Origin of the sequence: Agreia sp. Leaf283, assembly GCF_001422485.1 — a bacterium.
In the GTDB taxonomy this organism is placed as follows: Bacteria; Actinomycetota; Actinomycetes; order Actinomycetales; family Microbacteriaceae; genus Agreia.
The window spans coordinates 382,766-394,835 of the sequence record NZ_LMNF01000001.1; the positions used below are offsets into that span (position 1 = coordinate 382,766).

A 12,070-nucleotide genomic window follows, 5' to 3' on the forward strand; every position below is an offset into this window, starting at 1 on the left:
TCATGCGACGGACTCGCCATAGGAACGGGCGATGCAGGCCTCTAGCGCTCCCTCTGTATGAGACCTGTCGGGATCGAGATCGACATTCGCAGCGGCAATGAGAGCAGCTGCGTACCGCTTGGGCAAGGTCCTCGGGTTTTCCGTGCTAACTGGCATCGCCAGTTCCCCCGCCATGGAGGCTACGCCGCCTAGATCAAGGCATACAACGGGAATACCGATGCCAGAGGCTTCTGCTGCCGCCCAGGGGGCTGAATCGTGGAGGCTCGGAAGCGCAAGCGCGGTTGCTCGCGCGAACAGCTCGAGCGTGTCGTTTCGATCCAAGACGCCGAGAAAATCAACTCTGTCGGAGAAGGCGGAAGCCAGCCCGCGGTAATAGTCCGAATCTGTCTCTGGTCCGGCGATTACAATGCGCCAGGTATCAGGCAGGAATGCAATGGAAGCGATTACAAGGGACAGCCCCTTCCAGCGCACGCCCCGGCCCGCGAATACGATTACCGGTCCGTCAGAAGGTGACCTTGGGGGCAAACCCTCGTAGTCAATAACAGCGTTGGTTTTAACGATGACATTCTTGAATCCCGAAGCAAGAAAACTCGATGCGGAATCGGCATTGAGAGCGAGCGCAACATCGACCTTTCGACGAGTTAAGGCATGGACCATCGTGCGGACGACACCAGTAGCCACCCGACGCGCAGTCTCAACCCTCGTGGTCGAACCCATCACTGCGCGGCTCACCGCGGTCGGGGCGTAGCTCGCTCCCCCAGCGGGACCCCATACCCAAGTTTCATGCCGCCCCTTGCCCATCAGTGCAAATGGGTTCACAAACCAATCGGAGGCATACGTCGCGTGATGAAATACATCGAATGACTTTTCCTTGCGTAGGCGTCTAGCGAGCTTTGCCGCCCCCAAAATCCAAGCGAGATATCGCGCGTAGGTCGGGAAATGGGTGGGCAGAGTAGTTATCTGATGAACGGTCACGTTGTCGCCAAGCGATGATGCCAACAACTCCGGCGTCCACCGATTCTCGAACCTAGTGATTACCACAACCTCGCCGGTGACTCTCGCTGCCGCTCGCACTAAGGTCGCACCAGCGCCCGGCTCACTTCCCTTTTCAGGATCGCAGGCGAATGCAAAAATTAGTGCCCTTTTCCCCATGACTTGCTCCCCAAGATTTACGCACCACTAATACCTATGTACCAACTGAACCGGAAAGTTTTGCCTCGACGTATCCGCCTTCTCTACCGCTCGCGTCTGGGCGAGGGCAGCGACGTCGAGAAGTCCTTGAGGTTCCCAGGTGCCTCGCCCGAACTGAGCTCCTGACGTTGCGCCGCGAAGGCGATCGCCAAAGCAAAAGTCATATAACCGAATGGTGATTCCAGGATGACCCCGGCCACAGCGGCCACCAGAACTCCGACCACGAGACCCAGACCGATTGCGTTCGTTCCACGCATACTGAAGGCAGCCGGCACGGTAGCTACTGCCCAGGCCACCAACGCCAAGACGACAAATCCGACTCCTACAAGACCCGTGAACGCAAACCATGTCACCAAGAAGTTATGGGCGGCGCGCACAGCAACGTCGCCTGATAGGTACTGGACGGCTCCACTGTCTCGAATCGGAAACGAGCCGAATCCGAAACCAAAACTCACGGCACCACCGTCAGCCGAAGCATAGTTGGCGATCAACTGCCACGCGGAGATTCTCGCGTTCCAAGTATTCTGGCCGGACTGATAAACGGATGAGTCGCTAGGGAGCAGTTTCTGCACGGCCACAGCCCACTCCGGCGGATCAACTACCAGAAGAATGATGATTGCCGTCAGCGGAACGACCGCGAGCGCGCTTAGGCCGAATCGTAGGAGACCCCGGGCAGGGTCCGAAAATGGCCGGCTAATGATTAGGACGACCCCAACCACGGCAAACGCCGCGATGAGACCGGCTCGGCTTCCGTTGGAGAATGCAGCAACAAGTGTTATCAGCACAAGTATGACGCGCCAGGAGGTTCTCATCTTTTTGTCGGCAGCTACGACGACGATCGTCAGTCCACAAATCATTAAGTCGAAATCTCCACGTGGTGAAAACGCAGGAGTTCCTCCGAAAAACGGAATGGTGATCTCGGGTAAGACCTTGAATACGGCCGGCGCGAACCAAACGAGATGCACGATAGCTGCGTTGCGCAACCAGCGAAACGACGTATCCCGCCCGAGAGTCTGTATCGCTCGATAGAAGAGCGGGATGAGAAGCAAATAGAAAAAGGGAAGTGCATCTCGAGCGGTAAAGAGCGAAAGGCTTGGGGTGCGAATCAAACCAATGACAAGAACTACCGCCATACACGATGAGGCAAACCAAAGAGACCGTGGAACTCTCCCCGATTCGCTGCCGGCTTCGGATCGTTCTCCAAGACTGGCACTAAGTAGCAGCAGCGCCCCGACCCCAACCGCCAAGTCGGCGAAATAGACAGGCGTTCCGCCGAGACCTAGGTAGCTTCCCCATCGTCCACCCGCGATCGCGATGAGGGGCCCAAGAATGACAAGCTTTGAACCGGCCAGAAGTGACGCATTCTGCCGAACTGGCATCTCGATTACTGCAGTCAATATGCTCCGTCCTTTGAGAAGACGGCCTTGGCCGTACGCCACAAAATTCCTAGATCACCAGTAAGGGACCAGTTTTCTACGTAGTAGAGATCCAGGCGGACAGTATCCTCCCACGACAAGTTGGACCGGCCGCTTACTTGCCACAATCCAGTTATGCCAGGCTTAACGAGAAATCGACGATGCACGTGGGAGTCATATTGATTGACTTCCCGCTCGAGGGGCGGCCGGGGACCCACAAGCGACATGCTTCCTGCGAATACGTTGAAGAGTTGTGGTAACTCATCGAGGCTGAACCTCCGCAGTACACGGCCGATAGGGGTAATCCGAGGGTCATTCTCCATCTTGAAAAGAATCGAATTGCCCTTATCACGGTTCTGCAACTGAAGATTCTCGAGGAGTTCCTCAGCATTGGTCACCATCGACCGGAACTTCAGCATCTCGAAATGAGACCCGTTCTTGCCCACACGTTCTTGTCGGAACAAGACAGGTCCCGTCGATGTGAGTCTCACTGTCGCAGCTAAAAGGCCCAGCAGCGGAGATAATCCCACCAACAGAAGAGCGGCCGCGATGACGTCAAACGCCCTCTTAGTAAATTGCTTCGCACCTGTGTAACGTGGCATTTCCACGTGTATGAGAGGCAGCCCCGCAACCGGTCGGGTGTGAATCCGCGGGCCTCCGATATCGGTAAGGCTGGGCGCGACGACTAGATGTTGACGACCTGGCTCCAGACTCCAGCTGATCTGGCGTATTCGCTCAGCCGAGAGCTCCTCGCTGCTCGTAATCACGACGGTATCGGCGCCACTCGCCGCCATCGCCTCTTCCAGATGGTCGATGCTCACAAAGACCGGTATTGCGGTGTCCCCCATGTATCCGGCAACTGGACCGCCGGGTACGCAAACTCCGACCACCCGATATCCAGCCATGGGCTGCCTCGCCAGCTCGCGTGCTAAATGGGTAGTCGATTCCTCCGATCCGACCAACAGAACCCTTGATGAATAGCCACCAGTTGCGCGCTGTGCGCGAAGCCACTGACGCCACATCCAACGTGAAAAAATGAGAGTGAGCACACCCAGCGGAAATGCGATCAGGATGTACCCTCGGGCGAGATCAATCTGAAACAGAAATGCCACGATCGCAGTGAGCCCGAAGAGACGAACGCTGGAATCCGTGATCAACCGGTATTCCTGCGTGCCCGTCCCTAACACTCGATAGCTTCGGGACCCAAAGATACCGAGCATAAAAGTCCAGGACACCGTCAGAATTACGGAAATAGCCGTGTAGCTAAGTGCAACGTCGCTCAGGCTTCCGCTGAAGGCAACGTCTGACGTGGTGAAACCAAACCAAGCAATCTGAACGCCGAACACAACCCAGACAAGAACCAAAATGTCGGATATGAGAAGCCCTCTTGCATACCGCTCACGCCAATTCCCCGCAGGTCGTTCTTCAGACGCGTGGAGTACGGGACTTGCACCGTGATCGATCATCGATCGAACCGTGTGAATGAAGACCTTTGGAGGTCGGTCGCCAAATTTGACTGGATCGGGCCAGTTGCCCGGAGTCCTGAACTGGAATCGCCGACAAGTCTGGCGAACGCTTCCGCCACCGTCCTAACTGCGCCAGATATTACCCTTCCGGCCTCGTCATATACGTTCTGGCTCTCTTTATATGGATCCACGATGTCGTCGTCGAGAGGCTCAATCACTTCGCGCTCCAGTCCGCGCATCCGTCGAACGACGTCCACAAAGGCATGGAGATCTGCGATGTCACTCGAGGGGTATGGGGCCTGACGCAGCGAGTCATTCCATTCAAAGGCGCTCACGAGCCGAGCGAACTCGCGCAAGGTGAAGGTCTTCCGTATCGCCTTAGGAAGCATCGAAACAACTTCGGATCGTTGCGCACGCGTCGCAGTGAGAACGAGGCTTGCCGCCGAAATCAGATGTGGAGATAGCATCTTTGCCCGATGCTCTTTGGGATATCCCCCGTATGAAGTAGACAGGTCGGCCGCCTGTTCAGTCATCGGTGCGCCTTGGTTGGCCATCGTACCGGCGCTGCCCGCTCGCAGCGCCGGAAGATTCGAGACGGCCGAAGTAAACAGCTGCTCCGCTAGTGGCGATCGACAGATATTCCCCGTACAAACAAACAGAACTGAGAACTGATTGCTCTCATGGCTCTCAGACATTCGTTTCTCCCCCCAGAGTTTTGTTTACTTCTTCGAGCGATCAGACCTCGTCTAATCGCTGCTGAGCCTTAGGTCGCGGTAGAAGCAAGCGGCGTAGAGACATCGCCGTAGCCATAGCCGTAGCCGTAGCGTCCGTACCCATAGGCGTCCGGACCCTTCGTCGGAAGCATGGTTAAAACGATGCCGGAGACAGGTGCGTCCACGTTGTTCAGAGCAGCAAGCGCACCCTTCAACTGATTCTTATGCGTCTTCCCGGCGGCACATATAACGATCGTCCCGCCTACGGTCCGCGCGAGAATTGCTGCGTCGGTCACGGGAAGAAGAGGCGCAGAGTCGAACAAAACGACATCAAACGCACGATTGAATTCGTTGAGGAGTCGAGTGAGGGCCTCGGATCCAAGCAGTTCGCTTGGGTTCGGAGGAATCTTTCCCGCGGGCAATACAAACAGATCATTCTTGCCCCAAGGTTGAATGACGTCCTCTGGCTCAGCAGTGCCTATGAGCAGATCCGTTAATCCAACGGCACCCTCAAGACCGAGATACTCATGCAGCTTGGGCCGACGAAGGTCGGCATCGACCAGCAGAACGCGTGCACCGGTGTCAGCCAGGGCGATGGCGAGGTTCGCGGTCGAGGTGCTCTTGCCTTCGCTCTGAATTGATGATGTGACTACGAATGCCCTGTTCGTTCTACCCACATCCAAAAATTGAAGGTTCGTTCGAAGGGTCCGGAAAGACTCGGCTCGAGGGCTTCTCGGATCATCATGAACGATGAGGGGACGCTCGTTCGCCTTCGGATCGAAAACGATTCCTCCGAGGATGGGAGCGTCAGTGATTACCTCGACATCGCGTTCATTTCTCACGCGGTTGTCTAGAGCTTCACGGAGAGCGGCCACACCGACACCCAACGCAAGTCCAATTACCCCACCGAGAGCAATGTAAAGCGGTACATTCGGACTCACTGGCGCCTGGGCGGACTCGGCATGCTGCACCAGCGTGAGTTTGACTGGCGATATAGCTTGCACATCGTCTCCCGAGGTTTCGATGTTTTCGACGACCTGGGTGAGGCTTGCGGACACCGCCGTAGCAATCTCGGCAGCCAAGGCCGGATCCTCGCTCGTTACGGTTATTTCGATGAGAGTCGTATCCAGGGGCGCAGAAGCACTGATCATCGAGGCGAGCTCTCCGCTACTCAGATCGAGTTGGAGATCCGCAATTACGGGCAGCAGCACGATTGGCGTCGTCGTCAGATCAGCGTACGTCTTTACGCGTTGTTGCGTGAATGTGTTCCCCTGTTGAAGATCAGCCACAGTCGAACCACCCGAGGTAGATACGAAGACTTTTGCAGACGAACTGTATTTCGGAGTCTGGAGTATCGAAAACGCCGCAGCAGCAGCGATACCAAGGAGGAGAAGAATTGCAATCAATATCCAGCTTTTCTGCAAGATACGCAGGTAATCGCGAAGTTCCACTTCTGCGGCCTTCCCCTTCAGGTCGTCGAGCATGGTGGCCTAACAACCCCCACGGCTCATGGTGCCATAAATCGATCGGTAGCTCGCTTCGATTGCGTTACGGCAATGTAAAGGGTCGTCCTTCGATCATGACGCGGTGCAATTTGGCGTCGACACGTTCGTCATCTCACTGACGGTCGAAACTATCCGCCGGAGGAATAAATCACTATCTGGAATGAGGCAAGAACCCGAGGCATACAGGCATTCGATCCACGGTCTCACGTCATCGCTCGACAGAAACAGGTGTGATTCGCTGCCGTCTTCCGACTGCCCGGAAGAGCACGGAACGCCATACTGCCATTCGCTTTTCCGAGACAAGGTAGAGGGGGTATGAAGCCGCAACCACCACTACGGCCGTGCCGTAGATTGCGATAAGCAGAGCGACGCCGCCAAGCCCGTCAGGCAAGAGCATTGCAATCAGCTTCACCATCGGGAGATGGAATACATAGATCGAAAACGACCAGGTTCCAATCCACGCGACGAATCGGAAGAGCCTCAGCCCAGCGCCTGGAGATGGATCTCTCAGGGCCAGAACAAGGACGAGCGCGGCAGCACCAGCCCCGACAATGAGGAACTTAATCGGCTCGGTGACGTGAAGGAGATTTGGCGCCAACATGCATGCGATCGCGAGAATGAGACCTCCGAGAATAGACGCCCCCCTCTTGCTATGCAGTTTGCCCGACCGATTCCCAACTATGACTGCGACCCCGACGCCCAGGAGCCATGCCGGTATGAGCGCTAATAACTCCATTCCGAACACCACTACCGACAGCAACCCTACGACCAGTGCGATTGAGCCTGCCAGCCATCTCCGCCGTGCGAGTAGTCCCACCCCCGCCGCCACAGCAGCAAAGAATATGTAAAACCAAAACTCGTATCCGAGAGACCAGAGAGAATCATTTGTGCCGAAGGTCGAGCATCGAGTTGGCATAAGAAATACTGCGTTACAGCTTGCGGTTTGCAGACTGTCAGTTCCCTCGATGAGGCTGAAGGATGCCAGTTTTCCGGAAACTATCCTCATCATCAGATCAATGACGATGGTGAAAAGGAGGCCAGGAATCAGCACCGACCACAATCTCGATAGCCTCTTCACGCCGTAATCAACGACGTCAAATTTGTCCGCCCTGACTAGTCGAATTACCTGCCCTCCAACCAGAAAGCCCGACAGCACAAAGAAGACGCCGACGGCTTCTTTACCGAAGGCGGTGGGAGCCAGTGCGATCCTCAGCCAGGTCGGGGCTTCGTCGAGCTGCACACCTGCCGCCGAAAAAATGTATAGACGTGCGTGACTCACTACGACCAAGAGTGCCGCAAGGCCCCTCACTACGTCCAAGCTGTGATTGATACGCCGAGCCGAAAGACTTCCCCCGAATGTCATAAGCCAAGTCTTCCAGCGTTCAAGCTCGCTGTCTGTTTCCGGGAGGAAAACTTTGAAATCGTGCGCCGACATGGCTTGGCAGACAAATCCGTTCGGCACTTCCGACAGCGCGGCAGCAACGAGGGTCCGTCTACGAACAACTAAAGGGCTAGGTTTGTCAACGTGAGCATGCCATCGGGGAGGGTTGGGCTGGCGTCGAGGCGCTGGGGAGTTCCTGAGTCACTCATTGGTATTACTATCTCGTTCGTACTCATGTGGCTCTTGGTCGAGTGGCTAACATCCGGCGGATATTATGACGGCCGCTTAGCACTCATACTCAGCTACGCCGTCGTCTGGGTTCCTTTACTCGGTGCGTGCACGTTCGCGTGTTTCGTGTCAGGAACGCGCTCCCTGAGCAAGGATCTCGGGTTGAAGTTCACGTACCTCGACAGTCTTTTCGGCTTAAGCATCGGACTTCTCGCCAGAGCGGCGGCAAGCATCACAGAGATTGCGTTCTACGGCCAAATGAATGGGTTGGGTGTCACGTTCGGCGAGGTCGTCTACGACGGTTGGTGGATTTTCGGGGTCATCGTCGCACCGATCATCGTCGCGCCATTCGTCGAGGAGATCTTCTTCAGAGGACTGGTCCTGCGCACCGCGCTACGTATTTCTTGCCGGATGACAAAGAGAACCTCCGTCATCATCTCCGTCGTTGTGAGCGCGTCTCTTTTCGCCGCATTGCATCTCGCCGAGGTCACGAACGTCACCAGCGCACTGGTGGTAGGTATATCCACCTTGGTTTTCGGGCTGGCATCAGGCGTGTTGGCTGCGCTCACCGGACGCATCGGCGGCTCGATCGTCGCGCACTCCACGTACAACGGGAGCTTAATCCTCGCGGCTCTCCTCGCGTAAGGGCCGTTCTACAGCAGAGAAAGCTGCTTCGTTGTCCGACGCCACTTTATCTCCGCAGAGGTGAAGCCTCTTAACTTCAATTCTTTGGCAACACTCTCGGTCAGAACCTTCCGTATCGGGCTCGGCACCCAACCTTCGTCCACCCTGTAGACACGAATAACTTTCGGTCGCGCTCCCTTGCCACGGAAGCGATGCAGAACCTGGCTAGGTATCGAATCCGTCATGACTTCAGTCAATCTGGAAACGGTTTCATGCTCATGAATCTCGCGTGACAATTGCGTGTCAGAGTGGCCGCGGCGCCCTCTCGGATGTTCAGCCGGTCACATTTGTCGAGGGGACGTCCACAAGGCCGGAGAGCTGAGACACGGCGGACTGAACCATCGCAGACACGCCCGAAGCATTCGGCTGAACTCCGTCGTCTGAATACCCGATCGCCCACGTTCCATCGACGACACTCACCGCCGTAGTCACGTCAACAACCGCGACACCTTGTTGTGCAGCCGCCGTCTTGATGAGGCCGTTGACTGAAAGATTGGCCGCAGGATACGAGTTGGACGGCGGAAGCAGTGCGGCTACGGGCCGGCCACCACGATCTCGAACAATTTGCCACAGCCCCTGCAATGTAGTCATGATCTGTTCGCTCGATGCGCCCTCGCGAATGTCTTGAGCGCCAGCCTGAATGACCACGAGTTGGCCGGGGCTGATATCCGACGCAGCGAACTGCTCTGTGAGACTCTCAATATTCGCATTCTGCTCACCAATCAGCGGTCCTGCGGTCACTCCAGGCAGAGCTCCTGCGCCGACGGAGCCAACCCACCAGGCCGAATAGTCTGCGCCAACAAGGCCAACAGAGGAGTTTCCGCTTTCGGCCGTCGCGGTGGGCGTCACCGACGGAACGACGACCTCAGACGGATAAGAATTCGGAGCGGGGGAAGAGGCCGGGCGCTCACCCAGATGGACGCCGCTCAGCGCCAGGTAGGCGAGCCCAAGAGACGCCACGGCAACCATTGCGAAAGCAATATAAAGAGGAATTTCGCTCGATGTGCGACGTAATCGACCCGCGCGGACCTTGCTCGACCGTTTGCTCACCAGACTCTCCCCCTCGTCTCGCTCAACCCTAGCTGCGCACCTTGGGGCAACCTGACTAGGCAGGCTCCGATACCGACGCTTCCATCGCCTCGAGCGCATCCTCCGCCGAGTCAAATGGTCCGGACCAAGCGTGCCGCGTGTGCTGGGTCGCCAGCTTGGTGTGCCATCCGTCTTTCATGCGATAAACGGTGGCGAGCCGATTCGGCTCGTCATCATCACGGGCCTCGAGGATGAACGCGAGCCCGTCATTCTGAACGTCGAGAACAATCTTCTTCATGTGAACTTCCCCCAAAGTCGTAATCACACCCTAGACGGCCGACGTTACATCCTCGTTACGCCCTGTAGCGAGATCCGTCGGAATCCAGGTCCGCGTCGATGTGCGAGCTCTGCTCCGGGCAGCGTGCGGTGGGGAACGTCCGCATGGACCTGCCGGCAAGTGCACTCCGGCTGTCGTCGTCCGTGCCCTCGATGCCGTAGGCGGGGAGGGCAAGATCGATGAACTCATTCATGTCGGTGGTCGGCCTGAAGGCGAGCACGTCGCAGGCGGCCTACCCATTCTTTTCGACGAGCGATGCGACGACCTGGTCCTGAGAACTTTGGCTTTCGGCTGCGAGGCAGCCGTGGGAGGTGGGGTGACCGACGGCACCAGCAACCTTCCGGAGGGAACGGGTACAGGAAATGATGTCAGCACTGGCTGGCTGGCAAGACAACCTGACGCTGCCAGGGATTCGGCGAGGTTAAGGGCAAACGTCGCGAGGCCCCAACTTCAATGTGCGCACGGGTGATCCTCCCAAGATTGGATTGAGAGATGAGTCGAAAGTCTGGCCAGTCTCGCGCCCTATTTGCGATAGGCATCCGATGTCCGAAGGACCGGCGAAGCCTGAACATTGCTGAGGCGTCAGACGCGCCCGATTCTCAGGAATTGGTAGAGCAGCTGCAGGCTCGCATCGTCAATCATGCGCCTATTCAAGTAGGTGAGGACCCGACGGAGAACGTCAGCGAACTGCTCGTGGTATGCCTTCTGTCGATGGACGACCCGCTCAGGTTGAGGTCTATCTAACAAACTCATTGACCGCGAACGCGGGCGGTCGAACCAGGGCGGTGCCGCTAGGGCCGCGCAAATTTCTCGGAGCTCAACGCAGCATCATGATGCGAGCGGTGGAGGCGACGACGGGTCGATTTCACGCGCGTTGCGCGCCTAGCGTTTCTGCCTCTCGACTTTCATCGCCTGACGCGGACCGGAGCCGACCAAGCCCCGAAGTTTCTTCTCCACAGGACGCTCGAAGAACGTATAGAGCAAGCCTGCCAGAGCAAGTGAGGCAGCTATCGCCACGATCGCGCCGATCAACCTAGCCCCAAGGTCCTCTCCTGGCAGAAGATGCACTATCAGCTTTATAACAAGCTCGTGGATCAAATAGAGGGCAAAAGACCACTCTCCGAGCTTCACAAAAGGTTTGGACGCGAGCCAAGTCCGTTTGCCGGCGACGTCGGTGGACGCTGCGCCGATAACAATCGCAACGACCCCGGGAAGAATGATGAGGTCACCAATTGCGAAGGGCATGTCGAGCACCCGAGGGAAGACGAGCAGTGCCACAGCGTAATCAATAATCAGGCAGACAACGGCAATAGCTGCACCCACCGGGAAACCAAATTGTGGTCGCCAGCCACGCGCGAAAGCACATCCGGCAATAACACCAAGAAGGAACTCGCCAAAGCGATATGCGGGATTGACGTAGAGCAGGGCACCCCACGTTTGCTCGGGCAATATCGCGATGACAGCAACCGCTACGGCGACCATCAGCACGATGAGAATGGCCGAGAGCCGCGCCAAAGTCGACAACGACTGACGCAGAATCAGCGGAACGACGAGCGGAAACAGCAGGTAGAAGAAAGCCTCATCGGACAAGGACCAAGAGACGCCGTTGTATGCGTAATGCCAGTCGCCTGGAGGTATCCACGACTGAATCATCAACAGCACCGGAGGCAGCTTGATCAGTGGAAGCGTCTGGCCCCTCGCAAGGATGAGCGCCCCTGCCAGGATCGTTGTCAGCAGGAACAGTGGGTAGATGCGGGCGAACCGCTTCCAATAGAACCGACGCTTGGCATCTCCTTGCTTGAACGACCACGTGAGCAGGAAGCCGCTGAGGACGAAGAAGAAAGTGACTCCCACATATCCCAAACCCGCAAATGGCTGGATCTCCGGCAACAAATACCTGGACAAGTGGTAACCGACGACAACGAAAGCAGCAACGAACCGCAGCCCTGTCAGAGTTTTCAAAACTGGTCGTGCGTTGTAGTTTTCCCCCATGGAGCGGATCGTATCTGATTCATGTTTCGACGAGGGACGGGTGATGAAGTCGCGCTCGAACGATATGGCAACCACCGTCGTCGATCAAGACATCCTACGGATGAGGCTCTGGGACAGGCCGCCACGCGC

10 protein-coding genes are annotated in these 12,070 nt (G+C 56.9%); 1 reads left to right on the forward strand and 9 read right to left on the reverse strand.

Annotation, left to right across the window (positions count from 1 at the left end; translation table 11 throughout):
- The 6 genes from ASF51_RS18555 to ASF51_RS01745 all read right to left on the reverse strand — a co-directional run bounded on the left by ASF51_RS18555 (position 1) and on the right by ASF51_RS01745 (position 7,725).
- A complete protein-coding gene (locus tag ASF51_RS18555; protein ID WP_162236916.1) occupies positions 1-975 on the reverse strand; it encodes a glycosyltransferase in 975 nt (324 codons plus the stop codon).
- Positions 976-1,235: 260 nt separating this feature from the next.
- Positions 1,236-2,588: an O-antigen ligase family protein gene (locus ASF51_RS18890; RefSeq protein WP_157411958.1), complete on the reverse strand. Its 1,353-nt coding sequence runs from the start codon at positions 2,586-2,588 to the stop codon at positions 1,236-1,238.
- Positions 2,585-4,072, reverse strand: coding sequence for a sugar transferase (locus ASF51_RS01730; protein WP_055924338.1), 1,488 nt, complete (start codon positions 4,070-4,072; stop codon positions 2,585-2,587). Before ASF51_RS01730 ends, ASF51_RS18890 begins: the two co-directional genes overlap by 4 nt.
- Positions 4,069-4,767, reverse strand: a complete 699-nt coding sequence (locus ASF51_RS18560; protein WP_082479462.1) for a hypothetical protein — start codon at positions 4,765-4,767, stop codon at positions 4,069-4,071. Before ASF51_RS18560 ends, ASF51_RS01730 begins: the two co-directional genes overlap by 4 nt.
- 68 nt (positions 4,768-4,835) lie before the next feature.
- The gene (locus ASF51_RS01740; protein ID WP_369797274.1) at positions 4,836-6,269 is read right to left on the reverse strand and encodes a polysaccharide biosynthesis tyrosine autokinase; all 1,434 of its coding nucleotides are present in this window, start codon (positions 6,267-6,269) and stop codon (positions 4,836-4,838) included.
- A gap of 229 nt (positions 6,270-6,498) precedes the next feature.
- A complete protein-coding gene (locus ASF51_RS01745) occupies positions 6,499-7,725 on the reverse strand; it encodes an acyltransferase (RefSeq protein ID WP_055924344.1) in 1,227 nt (408 codons plus the stop codon).
- A gap of 336 nt (positions 7,726-8,061) precedes the next feature.
- Here ASF51_RS01745 and ASF51_RS01750 point away from each other — a divergent pair, with 336 nt between their 5' ends.
- Complete coding sequence (locus ASF51_RS01750; RefSeq protein ID WP_162236917.1) at positions 8,062-8,544, forward strand: CPBP family intramembrane glutamic endopeptidase; 483 nt, start codon at positions 8,062-8,064, stop codon at positions 8,542-8,544.
- A 312-nt stretch (positions 8,545-8,856) separates the two neighbouring features.
- Here ASF51_RS01750 and ASF51_RS18565 read toward each other — a convergent pair whose 3' ends face one another.
- The 3 genes from ASF51_RS18565 to ASF51_RS01765 form a co-directional block, all read right to left on the reverse strand.
- Positions 8,857-9,633, reverse strand: a complete 777-nt coding sequence (locus tag ASF51_RS18565; protein ID WP_162236918.1) for an SGNH/GDSL hydrolase family protein — start codon at positions 9,631-9,633, stop codon at positions 8,857-8,859.
- 55 nt (positions 9,634-9,688) lie between these two features.
- Positions 9,689-9,910 (reverse strand): hypothetical protein, encoded by a 222-nt coding sequence (locus ASF51_RS01755; protein ID WP_157411960.1) that lies wholly within the window; start codon positions 9,908-9,910, stop codon positions 9,689-9,691.
- Between the two features lie 921 nt (positions 9,911-10,831).
- Positions 10,832-11,941, reverse strand: a complete 1,110-nt coding sequence (locus ASF51_RS01765; RefSeq protein ID WP_157411961.1) for an acyltransferase — start codon at positions 11,939-11,941, stop codon at positions 10,832-10,834.
- Positions 11,942-12,070: the final 129 nt, after the last annotated feature.